21 protein-coding genes are annotated in these 23,966 nt (G+C 72.1%); 13 read left to right on the plus strand and 8 right to left on the minus strand.

From position 1 onward, the window contains the following. Nucleotides 1–312: 312 nt before the first annotated feature. The 4 genes from AB0K60_RS06645 (at nt 313) to AB0K60_RS06660 (ending at nt 4,561) form a co-directional block, all read left to right on the plus strand. Nucleotides 313–1,113, plus strand: a complete 801-nt coding sequence (locus AB0K60_RS06645) for a DeoR/GlpR family DNA-binding transcription regulator (RefSeq protein ID WP_364049345.1) — start codon at nt 313–315, stop codon at nt 1,111–1,113. Beyond that, nucleotides 1,110–2,372 (plus strand): galactose-1-phosphate uridylyltransferase, encoded by a 1,263-nt coding sequence (galT, locus tag AB0K60_RS06650; RefSeq protein WP_364049347.1) that lies wholly within the window; start codon nt 1,110–1,112, stop codon nt 2,370–2,372. Before AB0K60_RS06645 ends, galT begins: the two co-directional genes overlap by 4 nt. A 335-nt stretch (nt 2,373–2,707) precedes the next feature. After that, complete coding sequence (locus tag AB0K60_RS06655) at nt 2,708–3,493, plus strand: hypothetical protein (RefSeq protein WP_364049349.1); 786 nt, start codon at nt 2,708–2,710, stop codon at nt 3,491–3,493. Nucleotides 3,494–3,574: 81 nt separating this feature from the next. Next, nucleotides 3,575–4,561: an acetylxylan esterase gene (locus AB0K60_RS06660; protein WP_364049351.1), complete on the plus strand. Its 987-nt coding sequence runs from the start codon at nt 3,575–3,577 to the stop codon at nt 4,559–4,561. Here the strand turns inward: AB0K60_RS06660 and AB0K60_RS06665 are convergent. From AB0K60_RS06665 to AB0K60_RS06680, 4 genes are read right to left on the minus strand one after another with little or no spacing between them, the layout of a single operon-like run. Next, complete coding sequence (locus tag AB0K60_RS06665; protein ID WP_364049353.1) at nt 4,548–5,069, minus strand: MarR family winged helix-turn-helix transcriptional regulator; 522 nt, start codon at nt 5,067–5,069, stop codon at nt 4,548–4,550. The two genes, AB0K60_RS06660 and AB0K60_RS06665, sit on opposite strands and share 14 nt — an antisense overlap. Nucleotides 5,070–5,087: 18 nt before the next feature. After that, nucleotides 5,088–6,392: a site-2 protease family protein gene (locus AB0K60_RS06670; RefSeq protein WP_364049355.1), complete on the minus strand. Its 1,305-nt coding sequence runs from the start codon at nt 6,390–6,392 to the stop codon at nt 5,088–5,090. A gap of 4 nt (nt 6,393–6,396) precedes the next feature. Then, complete coding sequence (locus AB0K60_RS06675) at nt 6,397–6,531, minus strand: hypothetical protein (RefSeq protein ID WP_364049357.1); 135 nt, start codon at nt 6,529–6,531, stop codon at nt 6,397–6,399. A 43-nt stretch (nt 6,532–6,574) separates the two neighbouring features. Further along, nucleotides 6,575–7,684, minus strand: coding sequence for a PP2C family protein-serine/threonine phosphatase (locus AB0K60_RS06680; RefSeq protein WP_364049359.1), 1,110 nt, complete (start codon nt 7,682–7,684; stop codon nt 6,575–6,577). A gap of 153 nt (nt 7,685–7,837) precedes the next feature. Here AB0K60_RS06680 and AB0K60_RS06685 point away from each other — a divergent pair, with 153 nt between their 5' ends. Both AB0K60_RS06685 and AB0K60_RS06690 read left to right on the plus strand, forming a co-directional pair. Then, nucleotides 7,838–9,097, plus strand: a complete 1,260-nt coding sequence (locus AB0K60_RS06685; RefSeq protein ID WP_364049361.1) for a GNAT family N-acetyltransferase — start codon at nt 7,838–7,840, stop codon at nt 9,095–9,097. Nucleotides 9,098–9,228: 131 nt separating this feature from the next. Next, a complete protein-coding gene (locus AB0K60_RS06690; RefSeq protein WP_364049363.1) occupies nt 9,229–9,384 on the plus strand; it encodes a hypothetical protein in 156 nt (51 codons plus the stop codon). Nucleotides 9,385–9,472: 88 nt separating this feature from the next. Here AB0K60_RS06690 and AB0K60_RS06695 read toward each other — a convergent pair whose 3' ends face one another. Further along, on the minus strand, nt 9,473–9,940 hold the full coding sequence (locus tag AB0K60_RS06695; RefSeq protein ID WP_364049365.1) for a ribose-5-phosphate isomerase: 468 nt from the start codon (nt 9,938–9,940) through the stop codon (nt 9,473–9,475). 140 nt (nt 9,941–10,080) lie between these two features. On the opposite strand from AB0K60_RS06695, the gene def reads away from it, so the two are divergent. Further along, nucleotides 10,081–10,569 carry a peptide deformylase gene (def, locus tag AB0K60_RS06700; protein WP_364049367.1) on the plus strand — a complete coding sequence of 163 codons (489 nt, stop codon included), beginning with the start codon at nt 10,081–10,083 and terminating at the stop codon, nt 10,567–10,569. A 52-nt stretch (nt 10,570–10,621) separates the two neighbouring features. On the opposite strand, the gene AB0K60_RS06705 is transcribed toward def, so the two are convergent. Then, the gene (locus AB0K60_RS06705) at nt 10,622–12,061 is read right to left on the minus strand and encodes an aldehyde dehydrogenase family protein (protein ID WP_364049369.1); all 1,440 of its coding nucleotides are present in this window, start codon (nt 12,059–12,061) and stop codon (nt 10,622–10,624) included. Between the two features lie 308 nt (nt 12,062–12,369). After that, entirely contained in the window at nt 12,370–13,017 is a 648-nt protein-coding gene (locus AB0K60_RS06710) for a disulfide bond formation protein DsbA (RefSeq protein ID WP_364049371.1), read from the minus strand. A 157-nt stretch (nt 13,018–13,174) separates the two neighbouring features. Here AB0K60_RS06710 and pepN point away from each other — a divergent pair, with 157 nt between their 5' ends. Beyond that, complete coding sequence (pepN, locus tag AB0K60_RS06715; RefSeq protein ID WP_364049373.1) at nt 13,175–15,742, plus strand: aminopeptidase N; 2,568 nt, start codon at nt 13,175–13,177, stop codon at nt 15,740–15,742. Between the two features lie 239 nt (nt 15,743–15,981). Then, a complete protein-coding gene (locus tag AB0K60_RS06720; RefSeq protein WP_364049375.1) occupies nt 15,982–16,989 on the plus strand; it encodes a hypothetical protein in 1,008 nt (335 codons plus the stop codon). Nucleotides 16,990–16,998: 9 nt separating this feature from the next. Here the strand turns inward: AB0K60_RS06720 and AB0K60_RS06725 are convergent, their stop codons facing one another. Beyond that, nucleotides 16,999–18,429, minus strand: coding sequence for an amidase (locus AB0K60_RS06725; RefSeq protein ID WP_364049377.1), 1,431 nt, complete (start codon nt 18,427–18,429; stop codon nt 16,999–17,001). A 319-nt stretch (nt 18,430–18,748) separates the two neighbouring features. Between AB0K60_RS06725 and AB0K60_RS06730 the strand changes: the two genes are divergently transcribed. From AB0K60_RS06730 to AB0K60_RS06745, 4 genes are all read left to right on the plus strand, one after another. Next, nucleotides 18,749–19,444, plus strand: coding sequence for a nuclease-related domain-containing protein (locus AB0K60_RS06730; protein ID WP_364049379.1), 696 nt, complete (start codon nt 18,749–18,751; stop codon nt 19,442–19,444). Nucleotides 19,445–19,640: 196 nt separating this feature from the next. Beyond that, a complete protein-coding gene (gene ilvD / locus AB0K60_RS06735) occupies nt 19,641–21,488 on the plus strand; it encodes a dihydroxy-acid dehydratase (RefSeq protein ID WP_364049381.1) in 1,848 nt (615 codons plus the stop codon). 742 nt (nt 21,489–22,230) lie between these two features. Further along, nucleotides 22,231–22,728: a WYL domain-containing protein gene (locus AB0K60_RS06740; RefSeq protein WP_364049383.1), complete on the plus strand. Its 498-nt coding sequence runs from the start codon at nt 22,231–22,233 to the stop codon at nt 22,726–22,728. Nucleotides 22,729–22,784: 56 nt separating this feature from the next. After that, the gene (locus AB0K60_RS06745; protein WP_364049385.1) at nt 22,785–23,810 is read left to right on the plus strand and encodes a serine hydrolase; all 1,026 of its coding nucleotides are present in this window, start codon (nt 22,785–22,787) and stop codon (nt 23,808–23,810) included. The last annotated feature ends 156 nt before the right edge of the window (nt 23,811–23,966 follow it).

The following is a 23,966-nucleotide window of genomic DNA, read 5'->3' on the forward strand; positions in this document are numbered from 1 at the left end:
CTTGCGTGCTCGTCTGGCCATCCGTACCTCCTGCGTTCGCCGGCGACGTGGGGCCGGGCTTAGACCGTTCTTAGACCGGGCTTAGATCGGGCTTAGATCGGGCTTGGACTGGGCTGAGACCGGGCAGTGGATCGGACGGGATCGCCTGCCGGTGCCGCGCTTCATACCCGTCAGGGCCGCCGCCGAAGCGGCGGCGAGCCGCTCCTCACGTTCGAACGGTGCTGATGTAGTTTTATGAGAGCATTTGGTGGAATGCGTTGAAGTAGCGTCCTGTGGTCGGCGCGTCGGCGTCGCCGCCCGGCGGGAGGTGTGATGCTGGCGCAGCAGCGGCAACAGGCCATCCTGGAACGGGTGCGCAGGAACGGCGGCGTGCGCGTCGCCGATCTTGTGCGCGATCTGGGCGTCTCGGACATGACGATCCGGCGCGACCTGGAGGTCCTCGCCGAGCGCGGCCTGGTGGAGAAGGTGCACGGCGGGGCCACGATCGCCGGCTCCGGCTCGACCCAGGAGCCGGGGTTCGCCGCCAAGTCCGTACGCCAGCAGGCCGAGAAGGAGGCCATCGCCCGCCGGGCCGCCCGCATGGTTCGGCCGGGCAGCGCGATCGCCCTGTCGGCGGGCACCACCACGTGGGCCCTCGCCCACCACCTGCTCGACGTGGAGGACCTCACCGTCGTCACCAACTCGGTGCGGGTGTCGGAGGTCTTCCACCGCTCCGGCCGGGCCGGCCAGACGGTGGTGCTCACCGGCGGCGTGCGTACCCCGTCGGACGCGCTGGTCGGGCCGGTCGCGGTCGCCGCCATCCGGCGGCTGAGCGTGCACACGCTGTTCCTGGGCGTGCACGGGATGAGCCCGCGGGCGGGCTTCACCACGCCGAACCTGCTGGAGGCCGAGACCGATCGCGAGCTGGTGGCCTCCGCGCAGCAACTGGTCGTGCTCGCCGACCACACCAAATGGGGGACGATCGGGATCAGCTCGATCGCCCGGCTTGAGGAGGCGAACGCGTTGGTCTGCGACACCGGACTCGCCGAGGAGGCCCGGGCCGAACTGGCCGCCCACGTGGGCGAGCTGATCCTCACCGAGCCCGTCCCCGACACCCGGGCGGTGGCTCGATGACGGGCCCGATGACCGGCCCGGCGACCGGCCTGCCGGGCGCCGCGACCGCCGACGGGGCCGCCGACGAAGCCGCCAAAAGGGCCGCCAACGAGGCCGCCAACGAGGCCGACAGCCGGGGCGCCGCCGCGAACGGCGTGGAACAGGCGCCCCGGACGGCGTGCCGTACCTCGACCCGGCTCGCCGACGGCCGCGAGCTGATCTACTTCGACGCCGCGCCCGGCGCGGACCGCGACGTGCCCGACACCCGCCCGCTGCCGCCCCGCCCGCCCGCGTCGCAGCTGCGCTACGACCCGCTGACCGAGGAGTGGATCGCGATCGCCGGGCACCGGCAGGATCGCACGTTCCTGCCGCCCGCCGACCAGTGCCCGCTGTGCCCGTCCGCGCCCGGCCGACCCTCCGAAATCCCCGCCGCCGACTACGACGTGGTCGTCTTCGAGAACCGTTTCCCCTCCTTCAGCTTCACTCCGGTCGAGTTCGAGCAGGTGGGCGGGTTGAGCGAGGTACGGCCCGGCGTCGGGCGGTGCGAGGTGATGTGCTTCACCTCCGACCACGACGCGTCGTTCTCCGGCCTGTCCCCCGAGCGGGTGGAGCTGGTGGTGGAGGCGTGGGCCGACCGTACGGCGGAGCTGGGCGCGATGGCCGGGGTGGAGCAGGTGTTCTGCTTCGAGAACCGGGGCGCGGAGATCGGCATCACGCTGACCCACCCGCACGGACAGATCTACGCCTACCCGTACGTAACGCCGCGCACCCGACTCATGCTCGCCGCGGCGCAGCGGCACCGGGAGCGCACCGGCGGCAACCTGTTCGCGGACGTGCTCGCGGCCGAGCGCGAGGCCGGGGTCCGAGTGGTGGCCGAGAACCGGCACTGGACCGCGTTCGTCCCGGCCGCGGCCCGCTGGCCGTTCGAGGTGCACGTGTATCCCCGGCGGCGGGTGCCGGACCTGCCGGCGCTTGAGCGGGCGGAGCGGGCGGCGTTCGGCCCCCTCTACACGGAGGTGCTGCGGCGGCTGGACGGGCTGTTCGGGATGCGCATGCCGTACGTGGCGGCGTGGCATCAGGCGCCGGTACGCACCGGCAGGGAGCTTGCCTATCTGCACCTTGAGCTGTTCAGCATCCGGCGGGCGGAGAACAAGCTGAAGTATCTGGCCGGCTCGGAGTCGGCGATGGGGGCCTTCGTCAACGACGTGACGCCCGAGCAGGCGGCGCGGATGCTGCGCGAGGCGCCGGTGGAGGTCGAGCCGAAGGATCCGGACGCTTAGCCACGAATCACCATAGACCTGGCACGACAAATAACGAACAGATCTCTGCTTGATTGCGACTTTAAGTCGCGTGACCCCTTCTTTACCACTACTATCCATCGACGTCGGCCGCGAAACGGCCAGATGTTCGATGGAGAGGAGAAGGGATCCTGCGCTCCCTGTTCAGCCGCCACGTCCTGTCCGGGGCCGCGACCGCGCTCACGGTCCTCGCGCTGGCCCTCGGCCCCGCGACGGCGGGCGCCGACCCCCAGCCCACCAAGCAGGAGCTGAAACGGCAGCTCGCCGAGCTGGAGAAGCGGGTCGACAAGCTCATCCTCACCTACAACGGCAAGCGCGTGGCCCTGCAGAAGGCGCAGCGGGCGGAGAAGGCGGCGCGCGAGCGGCTGCGTGCCGCCGAGGAGGCGTACCGGGCCGCCGAGCGGCAGGTGAGCGGCATGGCGAACCTGCGCTACCAGACCGGCGGGCTGGATCTGCCGAACGCGGTCATGGGCCGGGACCTCGGCGAGGCCGCGGTGCTCGAGCAGCTCGCCGCCCAGCGGGCCGCCGAGCTCGCGGGGTACGCCCGGCTGCGAGACGAGCACAGGAAGGCCGACGAGGAGGCCGGTCGGCTGATCAAGCAGATCCAGCGGCAGGCCGAGGACGTGGACCAGGAGCGCCGCAAGGCCGAGAGGCTCATCGACCGGATCAAGGACCGGCTCGACCGCCTCGTTCCCCCCGTGCCCGGCCGCCGGGCCGGCGGGGGCTTCGCCCCGGAGCTGCCCACCGGCGCGGACAACATCACGCCGCGCACCCGCCTCATGCGCGAGGAGATCAAGGATCGGTTCCCGACCGGCTTCCCCGTCGGCTGTTTCCGGGCGGACGGCGGCGGCGGCGAGCACCCGCTCGGCCGCGCCTGCGACTTCATGCTCAGCTCCGGCGGCGTGATGCCGTCGGCGGACAAGGTCGAGCTGGGCAACGAGATCGCCGAGTGGGCGATCAGGAACGGCGGCCGCATCGGGGTGAAGTACGTGATCTACCGTCAGCGCATCTACAACCTGTCCAACCCGGGCTGGCGGCCGATGGAGAACCGTGGCAGCATCACCGCGAATCACTTCGATCACGTGCACGTGTCGATGCTGTGAGCCGCGCCGCCGCACCGACCGCGCCGCCCACTGACCAAGCACCGACCGCACAGCCGTACGATCGTACAGAGGAAAACCGCGATGCTGACCGACTGGCCGCTTGATCGCCTGCGCGAGTACCGCCCCGACCGGGAGGAGCCCGCCGACTTCGACGCCTTCTGGAGCGCCACCCTCGACGAGGCGCGTGCGCTGCGCACCCCGCCGGTCTTCGCCCCGTACGACGCCGGGCTGGCCACGGTGGACGTCGTCGACGTGACCTTCTCCGGTTTCGGCGGGCACCCGATCAAGGCCTGGCTCCTGCTCCCCCGGCACCTCGAGGGCCCGTTGCCGTGCGTGGTCGAGTACATCGGGTACGGCGGCGGGCGCGGCCTGCCGCACGAGCGGCTGACGTGGAGCGCGGCCGGTTACGCGCATCTGGTGATGGACACCCGGGGTCAGGGCAGCAACGGCGGCTTCAGCGGCGACACCCCCGACCCCGACCCGGACGGCCCGCCGCAGACGCCCGGGTTCATGACCCGCGGGGTGACCGACCCGCGGCGCTACTACTACCGCCGCGTGTTCACCGACGCGGTCCTGGCGGTGGAGGCGGCTCGCGAGCATCCGCGGGTCGATCCGGGCCGGATCGCCGTGACCGGGGGCAGCCAGGGCGGCGGCATCACGATCGCCGTCGCGGGGCTCGCCGACGGCGTGGCGGCGGCGCTGCCCGACGTGCCGTTCCTGTGCCACTACCGGCGCGCCACGGAGATCACCGACGAGATGCCGTACGCGGAGATCTCGCGTTACTGCAAGACCCACCGCGACCAGGTCGACCAGGTCTTCGACACGCTGCGGTACTTCGACGGGGTGAACTTCGCCGCGCGGGCGAGCGCCCCCGCGCTGTTCTCGGTCGCGCTGATGGACGCGATCTGCCCGCCGTCGACGGTGTTCGCCGCCTACAACCACTACGCGGGCGACAAGAGCATCGAGGTGTGGCGGTACAACGGGCACGAGGGCGGCGCGGGCTTCCAGACGGCCGCGCAGATCCGCTACCTGGCCAAGCTGTTCGACGGCGGCGTCATCCCCGGATGATCTCGTCCACGATCGGGTCGAGGCCGGACAGGTCGATCGGCCGCCGGGACGACGCCTCGGCGAGGCGGGTCAGCAGGCGCGCCAGCGCGTCCCGGTCCTCCTCGCTCCAGCCCGCGATGAGCCCCTCGATGTAGTCGCGGCGGTAGCGGGTGACCGCGTCGAGCACGCGCCGGCCCTTCTCGGTGAGGATCAGCCGGGCCCGCCTGGCGTCCACCTCGGACGTCAGGCGCTCGGCGAGGCCCGCGCCGATGGCGTCGTTGACGAACCGGCTGGCGGTGGACGGATCGATGTCCATGTGCTCGGCGACCGCGCCCACGGTGACCTCGGCGGGCGCGGCGCTCAGCTTGGCGAGCGCGTGCACGACCATCACGTTGGAGATCTGCAGCGGGCGGTCGCCCGTCCTGCGGGTGCGGAACGGGCGGGCCCAGATCCGGCGCAGGCGGAACAGCGCCACGTCGATCACCGGGCCGTACGTCTCCACCGGGCTCAGGCTGCCGGGCGCTTCCATCGCCGCCTCCCCCAGGGCTCAGCCGGTCAGGCGGATCGGGTTGACGATGTCGGCGTAGATCAGCAGGCCGCCCATGACGAGCAGCACCGCCGCCATCGCGTACGTCAGCGGCAACGCCTTGGCGATGTCCACGTAGCCGGGCGTGGGTCTGCGCAGCACGCGGGCGTACCCGCGCTTGAGGCCCTCCCACAGGCCGCCGGCGATGTGCCCGCCGTCCAGCGGCAGCAGCGGGATGAGGTTGAACATGCCGATCGCGAGGTTGAACCCGGCGAGCAGCATGATGAACATCGTGACCTTGTCGTCCACCGGCGCCTCGGACGCGGCGATCTCGCCGCCGATGCGCCCGGCCCCGACGATGCTCACCGGCCCGTTGAGGTCGCGTTCCTCGCCGCCGAACGCGGCCTGCCAGACGCCGACCATCTTCTGCGGGAAGTCGGCGAGCGCGGCGGCGGTGCGCGCGGTCATGTCCCACATCTCGGCGACGACGTAGCCGGGGCCCTGGGTCTGGGTGACGAACAGCGGCGTCACGCCGAGGAAGCCCACGCCCTTCTCGATGCGCTCCGGGTCGCCGATGGCCGGGCGGTCCTGGGCGATCAGGTTGGCGGTTATGGACAGGGGCTTCCCGTCGCGCTCGACGCCGATGGCGGCCGGGCCGGCGCCGTGGTCGCGGATCCTGCGGGTCGCCTCCTCCCAGGTGGTGACCGCCTTGCCGTCGATGGAGGTGATCGTGTCGCCGGGCAGCAGACCGGCGAGGGCGGCCGGCGTCTTGGGGTCGCCCGGCGCGCAGTCGGGGTTGCGCTGGTACTCCTCGGCGGTCTTGACGCACTCGGACACCTGGTCGATGGTGAGCGTCTGCGTCGGCACGCCGATGCCCATCATCACGATCGCGAACAGGATGAAGGCGAGCACGAAGTTCATCGCCGGCCCGCCGGCCATGATGATGACCTTCTGCCACCAGCGCTTGCGGTAGAAGACGCGGTTCTCGTCGCCGGGCCGGATCTCCTCCATGGCCGCCTCGCGGGCGCTGTCGATCAGGCCCTGCCAGGGGCCGGTGGAGACGCGGCGCAGCTTGTTGGGGTCGTCGTTCGGCCGCGGCGGCAGCATCCCGATCATGCGGATGTATCCGCCGAGCGGGATCCACTTGATGCCGTACTCGGTCTCGCCGCGGCGCCTGGACCACAGGGTGGGGCCGAAGCCCACCATGTACTGCGTCACCCGCACGCCGAAGAGCTTGGCGGGGAGGAGGTGCCCGACCTCGTGCAGCGCAATCGAGATCATCAATCCGACGAGGAAGAGGACGAACCCCGCCACGACCCACTGCATATGCCTACCCCTGTCCTGGACCCCCGCAGGACCCGCTGACGTCGATGTCGGCGTCGTTGGCGTCCCTGTATCCGCGCGGCGTCCCCCCGGTGCCGTGGCGGACGCCGCCGGTGCCGCGCCTGCCCACGTCGAGCCGCACCTAACGAGCCTACCGAATCAGGCCGTGAAAGGGCCGTAAGATCTTAAGGCCGCCAAATGAGCACCAAGGCGCAGTCGTCGTTGTGCCCCGACGACATCGCGGTGACGAGTTGCCTGGCCCCCTCGCGGTAACCGGAGGGCAGCACGCGCTCGGCCTCGCCGAGCAGCCGGTCCAGCCCCGAGTCGATGTCCCGGCCGGGCTGCTCGATCAGCCCGTCGGTGAAGAGCATGAGCGCGTCGCCCTTGCGCAGCACGCCGCTGTCGGGCTCGCAGTGCAGGTCGGGCACGACGCCGAGCACGACCCCCTTGGCCGTGGAGGTGCGCCAGGTGCCGGTGCCGGCGTCGAACTTCACCACCGGCGGGTGCCCGGCCGAGGTGATGACGTACTCCCCCGTCGACAGATTGAGGCTGAGGTGCACGGCGGTGACGAAGCCCTCGCCCTCCCGTTGCCGGTGCAGGAAGGAGTTGCAGGCCGGGAGGAACTCCTCGACCGAGCCGAGCAGGCCGCCGAAGGTGCCCGACAGCAGCAGCGCCCGCGTGCCGGCGTCCACGCCCTTGCCCGAGACGTCGACCACGGCCAGTTCCAGCCGGTCGCCTTCGCGCATCGACACCACGAAGTCGCCGCCGAAGGAGGAGCCGCCGGCCTGCTTGAGCACGACGCGCCCGCCCCAGTCCTTGGGCAGCGCGGGCAGGTCGCTCTGGCTCCTCAGCCGGTCGCGCAGCTCCAGCAGCATCGCGTCGCCCCGCAGCCCCTGTACGCCGATCTTGCCGCGGGTTCGCGCCATCAGCGCCGCGAGCGCGGCGGTGAACACGAACGTGGCCAGCAGCCCCGGCCCGACGTGCCCGCCGAGCAGGGCGGCCATGTAGACGAGCGAGACCGACACCGCGCCGAGCAGGACGACCAGGCTGCGCAGGCGCAGGTGCAGGCCGCCGATGAGGGTCACCAGGATCAGCAGCGACGGCGAGAACCATTCGGCGGACACCGCGGCGGCCAGGACGCCGATCGCCAGCGCGGCGGCGACCAGCGCGAGCATCAGGTTGCGCTCCTGCCCCAGCACCCGGCGTACCAGGCGGACGGTGGGCACCAGCAGCGGAACGCGCACCAGGATCGCGCGGAGCCGTGGAGGGATCAGCGGCGCCGGTCGGGACTTCATGATGCACCGACTGTATCGGTCCGGCCCCTCCCCGGCACCCCTCTTGACCAAGACCTTGATCGCCTGGTGCCCGATATTGAGTGGCCCGAGGGCTTTGCCCGTTCTAGCGTGGAGCGGATGTCCGCCGATCGACCGCGAGAGCGTGAGCGAGCAATGAACGACGATCGTCGGCGCAGTGCCGCGCCGTACCCCATCCGTCCGGTGACCGAGGCCGAGTGGCCCAAGTTCAAAGACCTCGACGGCGAGGCGTTCAATCTCTCCGCGCCGCCCGAGGTCCAGGACCAGTTCAAGGAGGTCCTCGAGTTCGAGCGCACCCTGGGCGCGTTCGACGGCGACCTGCTCGTCGGGTTCACGACCGTGTTCAGCCTGACGATGACCGTGCCCGGCGGGCCGATCCCCGTGGCCGGGGTCAGCGCGGTGTCGGTGCTCGCCTCCCACCGGCGCAAGGGCATCCTGCGCTCGCTGATGACCCGTCAGCTCGCCGACCTGCACGAGGGCGGGGAGTCCGTGGCCGCGCTGTACGCGTCCGAGGCGGGCATCTACGGCCGGTTCGGGTACGGCAGGGCCGCCGACACGTTGTTCTTCCGCATCCCCAAGCTCGGCTCGGCGTTCGTGCCGGACGTGCCGTCGGACCCGGCGCTGCGGCTGCGGGTGGCGAAGCCGGCCGAGGCGCGCGGGGAGCTGGAGAAGGTGTTCGCCGAGGTCGTCACCTCGCGGCCGGGTCTGTACGCGCGCTCGGAGGGCCGGTGGAACGGCGCGCTGCGGGACAGCGACTACGACCGCCAGGGAGCGGGTCCGCTGCGCTGCGTGCTCGCCGAGGACGACCACGGGACACGTGGCTACGCCCTGTTCCGGGTCAAGGAGGGGTGGAACGAGCACGACCTGCCCGACGGCGAGCTGCGGCTGAAGGAGTTGTTCGCGGTCGACGACGCCGCCTACGCCGCGCTCTGGCGCTCGGCGCTCGACCGGGACCTGTGCGCGCGGTTGTACGCCTGGAGCCGTCCGGTGGACGACCCGCTGATTCACCTGCTCGCCGACCCGCGCCAGCTGCACGCCGGCTGGATGGACGATCTGTGGGTGCGCGTGGTGAACCTCGGCGAGGCGATGACCGCCCGCCGCTACTCCGCCCCGGTGGACGTGGTGCTGGAGGTGAGCGACCCGCTCTGCCCGTGGAACGAGGGCCGGTGGCGGCTGACCGCCGACGCCAAGGGCGCCGCCGTGTGCGAGCGCACCACGTCGCCCGCCGATCTGGAACTGCCGGTGAGCGTGCTGGGGTCGGGGTATCTGGGCGGGCGTCCGCTCACCCCGCTGGCCCGGGCCGGAGCGGTGCGCGAACTGCGGCAGGGCGCGCTCAAGGAGTTGTCCACCGCGATGTCGTGGGAGCCGCGCCCCTGGGCCGGTCTGATCTTCTAAGCGGCTGTTCCGCGGTGTTCTCGCGGCGGGTTTCCAGCCGGGTTTCCGGTGAGGTTTCCGGCGGGTTCTCCGGCGGTTTCCCAGGGCCGGCTTCGCTGACGGGCCGGCCCAGCGCGGGTTAGTCTGCGGACATGGCACTGCAGAGCTTGCAGATCAACCCCGTCATCGCGATGCGGGCCCGGGACGTCTCCCGGCCCACCCGCGAGCAGCAGGAGGCGGCCGACCGCAGGCCGCTGCGGGACGAGATGCCGCGCAGGCCCGTACCGCCGGGGCGTCGCAAGGACTGACGCCCCCAGGCGGTCGTGCGGCCCTCAGGGTCGTTCAGGCCATGAGGGTCATTCAGGGCAGCAGGGTCATTCAGGGCAGCAGGGTCGTTCAGGGCAGCGGAGGCAGCCCGCCGCCGGTCTCGTACGTCCCGAGCTGGGCGATGCGGCGGCTGTGCCGTTCGGCCCCCGAGTACGGCGTGGCGAGGAAGACCTCCACCATGCGCGCGGCCTCCTCCTCGGAGTGCATCCGCGCCCCGATGGAGATGACGTTCGCGTCGTTGTGCTCGCGCGCGAGACGGGCGGTGTCGTCGTTCCACGCCAGCGCGGCACGGATGCCGCGCACCTTGTTGGCGGCGATCTGCTCGCCGTTGCCGGATCCGCCGATCACCACGCCGAGGCTGCCGGGCTCGGCGGCCACCGCCTCGGCGGCGCGCAGGACGAAGACCGGGTAGTCGTCCTCGGCGTCGAACACGGCGGGCCCGTGGTCGATGGGCTCGTGGCCGTGGTCCTTGAGCCAGGACACCAGGTGGTTCTTCAGGTCGTAGCCGGCATGGTCGGCAGCTATATGGACACGCACCCGTCCAATTCTGGCAGGCCGCCCGGCCCGGTCGTTCCCCGGTTCCGTTAGAGTGTGAACAGTAATAGGCAATATGCCGTTCTAGTCCTTACCGGAACCCCGCCGGTCCCGCCCGGCCGTCCCCGCGTCATGGAGCCCTCATGCGAGAGATCCGCCTGATCGGCGACCCGGTCCTGCGTACCCCCGCCGAGCCGGTCACGGACTTCGACCGCGAGCTGCGCCGCCTCGTCACCGAGATGATGGAGGTCATGTACGCGGCCAACGGCGTCGGCCTCGCGGGCCCGCAGATCGGCGTGCCCCGGCGGCTGTTCGTCTACGACGTCAACGGGCGCAAGGGCCACGTGATCAATCCGGTGCTCACCGTGGACGACCCGGCCGAGATGCTCGACGAGGAGGGCTGCCTGTCGGTGCCGGGCCGCGACACCGGCCGCCCCCTGTACGCCGCGACGCCCCGGGCCGCCGGGGTGAGCGTGACCGGCCTGGACAGGCTGGGCCGCCCGATCTCCGTCAAGGCCCGCGGCTATCTGGCCCGCTGCTTCCAGCACGAGACCGATCACCTCGACGGCGTGCTCTACCTGGACCACCTGCCCAAGCAGACCCGCCGCCAATTGCTGCTGCAGACGCCCTGATCCCTCACACCTGATCCCTCACACCTGGCCCCCTCACCGCCGACGCGCCCGGCTACAGGTGCAGCGTCTTGGTCTGCAGGTACTCCTCCAGGGCCGCCACGCCCGGCTCGCGCCCGCCCCCCGGCCGCCTGTGGCCGCAGAACGGCGCCGGGCCGGGCCGCGCGCCGTTGACGTGCACCTGACCGGCGCGCAGCCGGCGGGCCACCGCCGTCGCCCGCGCCTCGTCCCCCGCCCAGACCGCGCCGGACGCTCCGGGGTACGCGCCGTTGACGATCTCGACGGCCTCGTCCTCGTCCCGGAAGGGGACGATCACCAGCACCGGGCCGGGGATCTCCTCCCGCTCGATGGCCATGCCGGGCTCGACCCCGGCGAACACGGTGGGCTCGATGTAGTACCCCCGCTCCAGCGGCGGCTCGGTTCCGCCGCGCACCAGCCGGGCGCCCTCCTCCTCACCGCGGTTGATGTAACGGATCACCCGTTCCCGCAGCGCCGCCGACGCCAGCGGCCCCAGCCGGGTGCCCTCGGCGAACGGGTCGCCGACGGGATGCTCCCCGGCCGCCTCGACGGCGAGCCGTACCGCCTGGTCGTACTGGTCGCGGTGGACGAGCAGGCGCGTCCAGGCCGAGCGGGTGCGGCCGGAGTTGACGAAGGCGTTGCCGACGCTCGCCCGCACGGCGGCGGGCAGGTCGGCGTCGGGCAGGATGACGCTCGCCGGCTTTCCACCGAGGTCGAGCACGACGCGTTTGACCGTACCGGCGCCGACGCCGGTACCGGCCGCGAGCGCCGCGACCCGCCGCCCGGTCGCGGCCGATCCGCTGAAGCAGACCAAATCCACCCGCGGATGGGCGGCGATCGCCTGGCCCACCACCGGGCCGCTCCCGCTGACCAGGTTGAGCACTCCCGGCGGCAGCCCCGAGTCCCGCAGTATCGCGGTGAGCTCGTAGGCGGCGAGCGGCGCGACCGCGCTGGGCTTGAGCACCACCGTGCACCCGGCGGCGAGCGCGGGCGCGACCGCGCAGATCGCGTGGTGCAGCGGGTGTCGCCACGGCGTGATCGCGCCCACCACTCCGGCGGGCTCGCGCACCGTCAGGGAGCGGCCCGGCCCGTCCGGCTCCCACGGCGCGTCGATCTCGAAGGGGTGGCGCTCGGCCAGCTCGGCGTACCGGCGCAGCACCAGCAGCGGCAGCCGGGTCTGCACCTCCAGCGCCGACCCGTACGGCACGCCGCCGTCGGTGGCGATCGCCCGGGCGACCCGCTCGGCCCGCTCGGCGAGCAGCACGGCCGCCATCGCGAGGATCTTGCCCCGGTCGGCGGGCGGGGTCGCCGCCCAGGCGGGGAAGGCGGCGCGGGCCGCGGCGACGGCGTCGTCCACATCGGCCGGGGTGCCGGCCGGGACGCGGTCGATGACCTGCTCGGTGGCCGGGTTGACGACGTCGATCCCGCCTCCGCCGGTGGACCGAACCCATGACCCGCCGATGTGGAGCCGCCGCATCCCTCGTCCTTCTCGTCCTCGTCAAGCCGTCCTCGACAAACCACCGCGTCCGGCCGTCGGCGCGCGAAGAGAGCCGGTGTTCCGGAACCGGCCGGGGCCGCGACTCCCTTGGCGGGAGGGAGTGCGCGGTCGACGGCCTCTTTTTCCGGTTCGCCCTTTTCCGGTTCGCCGCGACGGCCGCCCGGACGAGAACGCACCGTCACCCCGAGATTACGCCGCACCGGGGCCGCCGTGGACCGCCGTACACGATCTTTCTCCTCGGGATGCGGTTTTCCCCACCTGTGGGGGAAAACGAGGAAAGCGAGGTGTCAATCGAAGACGGGGCCGCGGGTGCGGGAGCGCTTGAGCTCGAAGAATCCGTCGGTGCCCGTCACCAGGATGACGCCGTCCCACAGCTTCGCCGCGGCCTCGCCCCTGGGCGCGGGCGTGACGACCGGCCCGAAGAAGGCCACCGAGCTCGCGGGCCCGCCGATCCGGATGATCGGCGTGCCGACATCCTGTCCCACCAGGTCGATGCCCTCGGCGTGGGAGCGCCTGATCGCCTCGTCGAACTCGGTGGACTCCATGGCGTCGGTGAGCTGGGGGTCGTACCCGACGGCCTCCAGCGCCTCGGCGATCAGGTCGCGCAGCGGCTCTCCGTTACGCCGTCGGCCCTGGTTGTGGAAGCGGATCCCGAGCTCGGTGTAGAGGGGGCCGAGCACGGCGCTCTCCCCGCCCTCGGTCTCCCCGCCGTACTTGGCCGCGGCGGCGGCGAGGACTCGGACCGTTCCAAGAGTAAGCATCCTGCGGTATTCCTCGGAGATGTCCTTGTCCTCGTTGAGCACGTACAGGCTCATGATGTGCCAGCGCGGCTCGATCGGACGCAGTTTCTCCACCTCGAGAATCCAGCGTGAGGTCATCCAGGCCCAAGGACAGGCGGGGTCGAACCAGAAGTCGACCGGCATCCGATCGGTCATCGTCAGCTCCCTTGTCGGGATCACGTGCTTACATTGAGGCGCAACCCACGGTCGGAACACGCGTATTCCCCAGCGGGACGTTCCACTCCCGGGCGTGGCAGGATTCAGACATCCCCGCTGCAAAGCGGCAGTGGGGGCACTGCGATGAGGAGCCGATGTGGCAGGCAATCTGACCCGTGACGAAGCCCGGGAACGAGCCCGGTTGCTGACGGTCCAGTCCTACGCGGTCGAGCTCGACCTCACCGAGGGCGAGGAACGGTTCGAGAGCGTCACCACGGTCCGGTTCGACTGCGCCGAGCCCGGGGCCGAGACGTTCATCGACCTGGCAGGGGCGCGCGTGCGGGGCGTGACGCTCAACGGCGTCGAGCTGGACCCCGGCTCCTACGACGCCGAGGCCGGGCGCTTCCCGCTGCCCGGGCTCGCCGCGACCAACGAGCTGCGCGTGGACGCCGACTGCTCCTACATGCGCACCGGCGAGGGGTTGCACCGCTTTGTCGACCCGGTGGACGAGAAGGTCTATCTGCACAGCCAGTTCGAGACGGCCGACGCGCACCGCATGTACGCCTGTTTCGACCAGCCGGACCTGAAGGCGACGTTCGAGTTCACCGTGCTCGCGCCCGCCGACTGGCAGGTGGTGTCGAACACCGCGGCCGAGTCGGTGGAGGAGCTGCCGGAGCTGCCCGGGCGGCACGGCACCGTGCAGGCGGCCAAGCGGTGGCGGTTCGCCCCGACGGCGATCATGTCCACCTACATCACGGCCCTGGTGGCGGGGCCGTACCATGTGGTGCGCTCCGAGCACGACGGCATCCCGCTCGGGATCTACTGCCGGGCCTCGCTCGCCGAGCACCTCGACGCCGAGAACATCTTCGAGGTGACCCGGCAGGGCTTCGACTTCTACCACCGCGTGTTCGGGCTGCGGTACCCGTTCGGCAAGTACGACCAGCTCTTCGTGCCCGAGTTCAACGCCGGGGCGATGGAGAACGCGGGCGCGGTGACCTTCCTTGAGGACTACATCTTCCGCTCGCGGGTCACCGACGCGATCGTGGAGCGCCGGGCGGAGACCATCCTGCACGAGATGGCGCACATGTGGTTCGGCGACCTGGTCACCATGCGCTGGTGGGACGACCTGTGGCTGAACGAGTCGTTCGCCACCTACATGTCGGTGCTGTGCCAGGCCGAGGCGACCCGGTGGGGCAAGGGCGCGTGGACCACGTTCGCGAACGTGGAGAAGGCGTGGGCGTACCGGCAGGACCAGTTGCCCTCCACGCACCCGATCGCCGCGGACATTCCCGACATGCAGGCGGTCGAGGTCAACTTCGACGGCATCACGTACGCCAAGGGCGCCTCGGTGCTCAAGCAGCTCGTGGCCTACGTGGGGCTGGACAACTTCCTCGCCGGCGTGCGCGACTACTTCAACCAGCACGCCTGGGGCAACACCGAGCTGAAGGACCTGCTGTCGGCCCTGGAGCGCACCTCCGGCCGGGACCTGTCGTCGTGGTCGAAGGAGTGGCTGGAGACCTCCTGGGTCAACACGCTGCGCCCGTCGTTCACGCTCGACGAGCAGGGGCGGTTCGCCAGCTTCGACGTGCTGCAGGAGGCGCCCGCCGACTACCCGACGCTGCGCTCGCACCGGATCGCGATCGGCCTGTACAGCATGACCGACGGCGCGCTGGTGCGGACCAAGCGGGTCGAGTTGGACGTCGTCGGCGCCCGCACGCACGTGCCCGACCTGGTCGGCGAGGCCCAGCCCGACCTGGTGCTGGTCAACGACGACGACCTCACCTATGCCAAGATCCGCCTCGACGAGCGCTCGCTGCGCACGCTGGTGGGCGGCGGCATCGTCGCGTTCGCCGAGTCGCTGCCGCGGGCGCTGTGCTGGTCGGCCGCCTGGGACATGACCCGGGACGCCGAGATGGCCACCCGCGACTACGTGCGGCTGGTCGTCTCCGGCATCCACTCGGTGCGCGACCTGACCGTGCTGCAGACGGTGCTGCGGCAGGCGCGGCAGGCCGTGCAGCAGTACGCCGACCCGGCGTGGCGGGCCGAGGGTCTCGCGCTGCTCGCGGACCGGCTGCGCGAGCTGATCGACCAGGCCGAGCCGGGATCGGACTTCCAGCTCGCCTACGTCAACGCCTTCGCCGGCGTGGCGGTGCGTCCGGAGGACCTGGCGTTCCTGAGCGGCATCCGGGACGGCTCGGCCGTACCGGCGGGGCTGACCGTGGACGCCGACCTGCGCTGGACCCTCACCCACGCCCTGGTCGGCGGCGGGGTGCTCGGCGCGGCCGACATCGACGCCGAACTGGAGCGCGACGCGACGGCCACCGGCGAGCGGTCGGCGGCGATGTGCCGGGCCGCGATCCCCACGGCCGAGGGCAAGTCCGCGGCCTGGTCGTCGATCACGCAGGGCGCGCTGAGCGGGGCCGTGCTGCGCTCGACGATCCTCGGCTTCAACGACCCGAACCACCCCGAGCTGCTTGAGCCGTACGGCCCGCGCTACTTCGAGGAGGTCGGCCGCATCTGGAAGGAGTGGACCTCCGACATGGCGCAGAACTTCGCGGTGGGCTGCTACCCGGCGCTGCTGATCTCCGAGGAGACCGTCGCGGCGACCGAGCGGCACGTCGCCGACACGCAGCCGCCGCACGCGCTGCGCCGCCTGCTGCTGGAGGGCGCCGACGGCGTCGGCCGCGCCCTGCGCGCCCGCGCCAAGGACGCCGCCGCGGGCTGAGCCGGCGACCGGTGGATCCGGCGGGAAACCTGGGGACCCGGGTGACCTCGGGTGACCTGGTTCTCCGCCGGATCCGCGCGCATGGTTAGGTGAAGGTCCGCGGACGGGTTTCGGACCCGGGGCCACGCGACCGCGCCGCCGCCGGGTTCGCGCCGCCGGGTTCGCGCCGCCGGGCGCGCGCTGACGGGTCCGGTCGACGGGTCCGGCCGGCGGCTTCGGCGATAGGCGAGGGAGTTGACGTGCGGTCCGCCGTGGATCTGCTCATCGAGTTGGCACGCCGGTACGCGTTCGGCGATGTGGGCGCGCTCGCGTCGCTCGCCGTCGCGGACGCGCGGCGGGTGGAGGCCGTGTGCGAGTTCGGGCAGCGGCTGCTCACGCTCGACGCCGAGGACTTCGCCAACGGGGCCGACGCGCGGGACATCCCCGCCGAGCTGCGCAGGCAGGCCCGCGCCTGTCACATGCCGCAGACGGCCAGGGAGCAGCCGCGTGGCGCGCTTGACTCGCTGCGCCCGGCGTACGGGCTGCTGCTGGAGGTGATCCGGGTGCGGTGGGACAGGCACGAGCTGAGCCCGGTCACCGCGGCCGTGCACATCGCCGCCGAGTACCTGCCGCTGCTGGCGTTCGAGACCGTGCTCGGCCACGCCGGGGACCCGACCCGCTGGCCCGCGGGGCTGCGCGCGCCGGGCAGCCGGTTCGGCACGCTGGCGGGCCGCGAATGCGACCACACCAAGGCCGAGCAGTCGGCCGTCGAGCGCACGCTCCGGGTGGCCGTCGAGCCGGCCCCGGGTTGGCAGGCGTATTTCGACCGGCAGCACAGCCAGGTCGCCGGGGCGCTCGCCACCTGCCTGGCCCGCTGCCGGAACCCGTGCACCGCCATGGACTGGATCGATCCGGACGTCCGGGCGAACCTCGCGCTGCGCTGCCGGGTCGCGCTGAGCTTCGCCGAGTCCCCGCTGGTACGGCTGCGCCACGCCGCGCCCGTCGGGCACGGTTTCGGCGTGCCGTCCCCCGAGGAGGTGCTGGACGCGTGGGAGCGCAGCCGGGCGCAGCTCGACAAGAACGGCGTCGGCCACCAGGCGCGACGCGACGACGGGTTCCCCCTGCCGGGCATGCCGAGCCTGTTCTCGGCGGTGGCGGGCGCGCCGATCGAGCCGGCGACGCTGCTGGCCGACACCGCCGCCCACGTGGCCGAGCTGCTGGCCGCCGAGAGATCGGACGACGCCCGCGCGGTGCCCACCGACGTGTGATCCGCCGCGTCACCACACGGATGGGCGGCGGTCCCCCCAGAAGCCGCCGACGGCGGCCTCCACCTGGGCCGACAGCGAGATCAGCAGACCCTCCTCGCCGTAGCGGCCAGCGAGCATGACGCCGACGGGAAGGCCCTCGGGCGTCCAGTGCAGCGGGAGGTTCACCGCGGGCTGGCCGCTGACGTTGCAAAACGCCGCGAAGGGGCTGAAGCGCTCCATGCGGCGAAACGTCTCGGCCGGGTCGTCCACGTCCTCGAACCAGCCCACCGGCACCGGCGGCGCGGTGAGCGTCGGCGTCAGCAGCGCGTCGTACCCGGCGGTGGCGGCGAGCCCGGCGCGCGCGGCCAGTTGCAGCGACGACATCGCCCGCAGCAGGTCGGGGGCCGACACGGCGAGGCCGCGCTCGCGCAGCCAGGCGGTGAGCGGGCGCAGCTTGCCCTCCATCGCCGGATCGACGGGGTGCACGCACGCGTAGGAGTAGTACAGGGTCTCGAAGTCGGCCAGGATCGACGAATCGTACACCCGGGGGACGTCCACGACCTCGTGCCCGAGCGACTCCAGCAGCCGCGAGGCCGCCTCGTAGGCCGCCGTCACCTCCGGGTGGACCTCGGCGCCGGGCACCACGGGCTCGGCGGTACGGCCGATGCGCAGCCGGCCCGGCTCCCGCTCGGCGCAGGCGGCGAAGGACGTCCCCGGGGGCGGCGCGTAGGACAGGTCGCCGGGGACGCTGTGCGCCATGACGTCGAGCAGGGCGGCGGCGTCGGCGACGGTGCGGGCGATGGGGCCGCTGGTGCCGAGGCCGGCCAGGTCCGGGATGATCGGGCCGGTGCTGATCCGGCCGCGGGACGGCTTGATGCCGAACAGGCCGCACATGGAGGCGGGGATGCGGATGGAGCCGGCGCCGTCGCTGGCGTGCGCGGCGGGGGCGAGCCCGGCGGCGACGGCGGCCGCGGCTCCCCCGCTCGAGCCGCCGGCGGAGCGGGTCAGGTCCCAGGGGGTGCGGGCGGGCGGGGCGACGTAGGTCTCGGTGTAGCAGGGCAGGCCGAACTCGGGCGCGTTGGTCTTGCCCAGCATGATCGTTCCGGCGTCGCGCAGGCGCTCGACCACGCTGTCGTCGAGGGGCGAGACGAAGCCCTCGTAGGTGGCCGAGCCGAACAGCGTCGGCACGTCCTTGACGAGGTTGAGGTCCTTGATCGGGACCGGCACGCCGTACAGGGGGGAGGGGACGCCGTCCGGCAGGTCGCCCGACGTGATCGCCGCCTCGGCGCGCCGCGCCTGCTCGCGGGCGCGCTCGGCGGTCACGGTGGCGTAGGCGCCGACCTCGGCGTCCAGTCGCGCGATGCGCTCCAGGTAGTGGTCGACGATCTCCACCGGGGACACATCCCTGTCGCGGACCGCCGCCGCCTGCTGCAAGGCGGTAAGATCGTGGATAGCCGTCACGCTACCGCACAGTAGGCGCAGAACGCGGCGTTGGCCAGAGCGGCGGCCTGCCCTGGAGGGACCGTGGATCAGACGAGGGGAAAAGTGTAGATACCCTGCATCCGCAACAGGCAAGCGGCGGCAAGCGGCAACAAAAGTATGAACTATGCAACACTATGCATGAGTTCCGGTCTCGACTACCGTGAGTGACGTGGATTCCGGCCTCGAACCAGACAACGGTAACAATACGTCACCGATTTGGGTCAGTGATCGCCCTTCGGCGGAGCGTTCACCCGGACGTTCACAGCCGCCCGAATCGACGTATGCCCCGGTCGCGCGGGTGTCCCTGCGCGGCCTCATCCAGGAGCCGAAATACCGGCACCTGCGACGGCGTGTCATCATCGCCGCCCTGATGGGCGTCGGCGTGGGCGTGCTGCTCATCGACTGGCGGCTGGGGATCACCGCGGCGATCATCGCCGCGGTCGCCGACACGGTCTACCATGCCCAGCTCGTCTCCTCCGTTCCCGCCTGGCGGCGCCCCTCGGTCGCCGAGCGGCACACCGAGGCCCAGTTGCGCAAGCTGGAGCGCAACGGGTACCGCTCGCTGCACGCCCGCGCGATCCCCGGCACCGACGCCCAGATCGACCATCTGGTGATCGGGCCCACGGGTGTGTACGCGGTCGACTCGGAGAAGTGGGACAAGCGCCTGCCGGTCCGCACGCAGTCGCACCGCAAGCTGTTCCACGGGCCGTTCAGCAAGAAGGACCGGCTGGACGAGGCCCGGATGGAGGCGAGCAAGGCCGGCGAGCTGATCAGCCAGGAGCTGGGCCGCGAGATCACCGTGGTGCCGTCCCTGGCGATCTACGGTCCGAAGATCCCGTGGAAGGTCCTGAAGGTGCGGGACGTGGACGTCTTCGACGGCAGCCGCGTGCGCAAGTGGATCACCCGCAGGGAGCGCTCGCTCACCGAGGCCGAGATCGACCAGATCTACGACATCGGCGCCCGCGTACTGCCCGCCCGCTATCCCGAGAACTGAGCCTGCAAAGTGGGCCAGCAAACTAGGCCTGCGGACTGGCCTGAGAACTGGGCCCGAGAAGTGGGCCCGAGAAGTGGGCCCGAGAAGTGGGCCCGAGAACTGAGGAAGCCGGGAGAGCCGGGAGAGCTGAGGTCTCACGGCCCTGGCGATGGCCCTACCATTTGAGGACGCGGAAGTCTTCGATGGGAGAAGTGCCATGCCCGCCCTCAGGTCTCGTACGGTCACTCACGGCAGGAACATGGCCGGAGCCCGGGCCCTGCTCCGGGCGACCGGCGTAGCGGGCGGCGACTTCGGCAAACCCATCGTGGCGGTGGCCAACAGCTTCACCCAGTTCGTGCCCGGTCATGTGCACCTGCGCGAGGTCGCCTCGGTCGTGGCCGACGCGGTGCGCGAGGCGGGCGGCATCCCCCGCGAGTTCAACACGATCGCGGTCGACGACGGCATCGCGATGGGCCACGGCGGCATGCTGTACTCGCTGCCCAGCCGCGAGCTGATCGCCGACGCGGTCGAGTACATGGTGAACGCGCACTGCGCCGACGTGCTGATCTGCGTCTCCAACTGCGACAAGATCACCCCGGGCATGCTGCTCGCCGCGCTGCGGCTGAACATCCCCACCGTGTTCGTCTCCGGCGGGCCGATGGAGGCCGGCAAGGGCCTCGCGGGCCGCAAGCTCGACCTGATCGACCCGATGATCGCCTCCGCCGACGCGTCGGTCTCCGACGACGAGCTGGCCCAGATGGAGGAGAGCGCCTGCCCCACCTGCGGCTCCTGCTCGGGCATGTTCACCGCCAACTCGATGAACTGCCTCACCGAGGCGATCGGCCTGGCGCTGCCCGGCAACGGCACCACGCTCGCCACCCACACCGCCCGCGAGGAGCTGTACCGCAAGGCGGGCAGGCAGGCGATGGAGCTGGCCCGGCGCTACTACGAGCAGGACGACGAGTCGGTGCTGCCGCTGAACATCGCCACCCGGGACGCCTTCGAGAACGCCATGGCGCTGGACGTGGCGATGGGCGGCTCCACCAACACGATCCTGCACCTGCTCGCGGCGGCGCACGAGGCGGGCGTCGACTTCGGCCTCAAGGAGATCAACGAGCTGTCGCTGCGGGTGCCGTGCCTGTGCAAGGTCGCCCCGGCCACGGCCAAGTACCACGTGGAGGACGTGCACCGCGCCGGCGGCATCCCCGCGATCCTCGGCGAGCTGGACCGGGCCGGGCTGCTGCACCGCGGCGCCCGCACGATCCACTCCGCCACGATCGGCGACTTCGTCGACGAGTGGGACCCCCGCTCGCCGCAGGTGCGGCCCGAGGCGCTTGAGCTGTGGCACGCCGCCCCTGGCGGGGTCCGCACCACCAAGGCGTCCTCGCAGAGCAACCGGTGGGACTCGCTCGACCTGGACCGCGAGGCGGGCTGCGTGCGCGACCTCGACCACGCCTACACCCGCGACGGCGGCCTGGCCGTGCTCTACGGCAACCTGGCGCTCGACGGCGCGGTGGTGAAGACGGCGGGCGTGGACGAGTCGATCTGGCGGTTCTCCGGCCCGGCGGTCGTGTTCGAGTCGCAGGAGGACGCGGTCGAGGGCATCCTCGGCGACCGGGTCAAGCCCGGCGACGTCGTGGTGATCCGCTACGAGGGCCCCAAGGGCGGTCCCGGCATGCAGGAGATGCTCTACCCGACGAGCTTCCTGAAGGGCAAGGGCCTCGGCAAGGTCTGCGCGCTGATCACCGACGGCCGGTTCTCCGGCGGCACGAGCGGCCTGTCGATCGGCCACGCCTCCCCCGAGGCGGCCGAGGGGGGCACCATGGCGCTGGTGCGCGACGGCGACATCATCGAGATCGACATCCCGGCCCGCACCCTGGAGCTGAAGGTGTCCGAGAGCGAGCTGGCCGCCCGGCGGGAGTCGCTCCTCGCCGAGCTGCACGGCTACCGGCCCCGCGACCGGCACCGCCCGGTCAGCGCCGCCCTGCAGGCGTACGCCGCCCTCACCACCTCGGCCTCCACGGGAGCCTCCCGCGACCTGTCCCAGCTCGGCCAGCTGCACTGAGCCTGCTCCAAGCCGCGTGACCTGCGACCGGGGTCCGTCATCGGCCCCAGTCGTCGGCCCGGGTCGTTGGGCATGACCATCCGCCCGGTCGTCGGCCCCGGTCGCTGGACATGGCCGTCCACCCCGGCCGTTGGGCATGACCATCCGCCCGGTCGTCGGCCCGGGTCGCTGGGCATGGCCATCCGCCCCGGCCGTCGGCCCGGTCGTCGGTTCGGGTCGTTGGTCCCGGTCGTTGGTCCCGGTCGTTGGCCCCGGTCGTTGGCCCCGGTCGTTGGGCATGGCCATCCGCCCCGGCCGTCGGCCCGGTCGTCGGTTCGGGTCGTTGGGCATGGCCGTCGGCCCGGGTCGTTGGCCCCGGTCGTTGGGCATGGCCGTCCGCTCCGGCCGTTGGTCCCGGTCGTTGGGCATGGCCGTCCGCTCCGGCCGTTGGCCCGGGTCGCTGGGCATGGCCGTCCGCCCCGGCCATTGTTCCCGGTCGTTGGCCCAGTTGTTGGGCATGGCCGTCGCCTGGCACGGCCGCCGAATTCGTACCTTTCGATGACAGGAGTGGATCCGGCACCGGCGCGCCCCGAGCGGCCCTCGGGCGCTCGTTCCCGAGCGGCGGCACGCATCCGGCGCCCGATCCGGTCCCGGAGCGGCCGGTTTCTGCAGATCTGGTGAGAGCCTCCGTGCGCCCTCACTCTCGCGCCCGTGTTCGATTACCTGTTCGGGAAATGTCAGTCTTCGCAGGTAATCTTTAGGTATGGCAAACGTCGCGAAGCACACCGCCGCGCCCCTGACGACCGCCGAAATCGCCGCTCTCGCCCTGTCCCTCGCCCACCTGGGCGCGGGGCCGCAGTCCGTCACCGCCCGCCGCGGGCTGCGGCACGCCTTCGAGCACCTCGACATCCACGACGATGTCATCGCCGCCACGCTCGCCACGCTGACGACCCCGCTCGACTTCGACGTGGCCCGCCGCGCCCGCGCCATCGCCAACGCGATCACCGCGCGGCAGGTGATCCGCCTGCGTTACCTCGACGCCGGGGGCCGGGTGAGCGTGCGCGACGTCGAGCCCGTCACCTGCCTGGTGCACCGCGACCACTGGTATCTGGTGGGCTGGTGCAAGCTGCGCCGGTCGATCCGCGCCTTCCGGTTCGACCGCATCGACGCCGTCGAGCCGACCGACATCCCCGCCCGGCCGCACCTCGCCGACCGCTTCCTGCCCTTCCAGCGGCGCAAGGCGGGTCGCAAAGCGGCCTGACACGCCGACACCCCCGGATACCGGAGAAAGCATCCGGGATCAAGCAGGATCCGGTCATGAGGATTTCGGGGGGAGTTCTCGCGATAATCGTCGCGCTCTCCGGGGCGGGCTGCGCGCCAGGGCGCTCGGCCCTGCTTCCGGAGGACGGAGGGCCACGCGCGACGGCCGGCACGGGGAGCGCGGGTCCGGGGGGCACGGGCCCGGAACTCGGGCAGGCGGGCGCGATCACGCCGGGCGCGACCTCGCCGGGCGAGGGCGGGGCGGGCGTCGTCCCCGGCGACGCGACCCCCGGCGCGACGCCGGTTCCGGGTACGGCGAGCGGCACCGCGTACCTCGCCTTGTCGCCGTCGGCCGCCGAGCAGGCCCGGCGGCTCACCCTGCGGCTCGACCGCTACCTGCGAAAACGCCCGGGCCGGGTGTCGGTGGCGGCGTACGACCGGGTCACCGGGATGCGGTACCGCTACGGTGGGAGCACGCCGTACCGGCTGGCGGATGTGGCCGAGGTCGACATCCTGCTGGTGCTGCTGCTGCGGGCGCAGGAGCACGCGCGCCGCCTGACCCCGCTCGAACGGCGGCTCGCCACCTGGATGATCAGAATGGGCGACGACCGCGCCGCCCGGCGGCTCTACACCGCCGTCGGCGGGCGCTCCGGTCTCGCCCGCGCCCTGCGCCGGCTCGGGATCACGCACACCCGGCCGAGCGCGGGGCGCCGTTGGAAGGACACCCGCAGCGTCGCCGACGACCAGTTGCGGGTGCTGGACGTGCTCACCTCTCCGAAGGGCCCGGTCAACGACCGCAACCGGGCCTTCGCCGCCGCCCTGCTCTCCTCGCCGCACCCCGCCCGGGCCCGGGGCATCGCCGCCGCCGCGGCCCCTCGCGACCGTGTGGCCGTGAAGAACGGCTGGCACCGCGTCCGCCGCGACCGCGGCGGATGGACGGTGAACAGCGCGGGCCGCATCATCTCGCCCAGCCGCGACACCCTCATCACAGTGCTGAGCGACCGCAACCCGGGACGGAGGGCGGGGCGGGCCACCGTCGAGCGCGTCGCCACCATGGTCATGGACGAGGTCCGCCAGGACTGACCCGGCCGCACGCCTTCGGGAAGGGGCGCCCGGCACCGAATCCGGGCCGAACGGCGGGCACGACCACGACGCGGGAACGCGTGAACATGCCACCGTTCGGCGATCCGCTTCGGGGAAGACCCGCCGTACCCGGGGTCAGGAACAGCAGCCGCCCCC

The organism is Thermopolyspora sp. NPDC052614, from assembly GCF_040678635.1.
Taxonomy (GTDB): domain Bacteria; phylum Actinomycetota; class Actinomycetes; order Streptosporangiales; family Streptosporangiaceae; genus Thermopolyspora.

Coding starts and splice junctions, on each gene's coding strand:
- AB0K60_RS06645 (WP_364049345.1), top strand. CDS start 313: ATGCTGGCGCAGCAGCGGCAACAGGCCATCCTGGAACGGGTGCGCAGG.
- galT (WP_364049347.1), top strand. CDS start 1,110: ATGACGGGCCCGATGACCGGCCCGGCGACCGGCCTGCCGGGCGCCGCG.
- AB0K60_RS06660 (WP_364049351.1), top strand. CDS start 3,575: ATGCTGACCGACTGGCCGCTTGATCGCCTGCGCGAGTACCGCCCCGAC.
- AB0K60_RS06665 (WP_364049353.1), bottom strand. CDS start 5,069: ATGGAAGCGCCCGGCAGCCTGAGCCCGGTGGAGACGTACGGCCCGGTG.
- AB0K60_RS06670 (WP_364049355.1), bottom strand. CDS start 6,392: ATGCAGTGGGTCGTGGCGGGGTTCGTCCTCTTCCTCGTCGGATTGATG.
- AB0K60_RS06680 (WP_364049359.1), bottom strand. CDS start 7,684: ATGAAGTCCCGACCGGCGCCGCTGATCCCTCCACGGCTCCGCGCGATC.
- AB0K60_RS06685 (WP_364049361.1), top strand. CDS start 7,838: ATGAACGACGATCGTCGGCGCAGTGCCGCGCCGTACCCCATCCGTCCG.
- AB0K60_RS06690 (WP_364049363.1), top strand. CDS start 9,229: ATGGCACTGCAGAGCTTGCAGATCAACCCCGTCATCGCGATGCGGGCC.
- def (WP_364049367.1), top strand. CDS start 10,081: ATGCGAGAGATCCGCCTGATCGGCGACCCGGTCCTGCGTACCCCCGCC.
- AB0K60_RS06705 (WP_364049369.1), bottom strand. CDS start 12,061: ATGCGGCGGCTCCACATCGGCGGGTCATGGGTTCGGTCCACCGGCGGA.
- AB0K60_RS06710 (WP_364049371.1), bottom strand. CDS start 13,017: ATGACCGATCGGATGCCGGTCGACTTCTGGTTCGACCCCGCCTGTCCT.
- ilvD (WP_364049381.1), top strand. CDS start 19,641: ATGCCCGCCCTCAGGTCTCGTACGGTCACTCACGGCAGGAACATGGCC.
- AB0K60_RS06740 (WP_364049383.1), top strand. CDS start 22,231: ATGGCAAACGTCGCGAAGCACACCGCCGCGCCCCTGACGACCGCCGAA.
- AB0K60_RS06745 (WP_364049385.1), top strand. CDS start 22,785: ATGAGGATTTCGGGGGGAGTTCTCGCGATAATCGTCGCGCTCTCCGGG.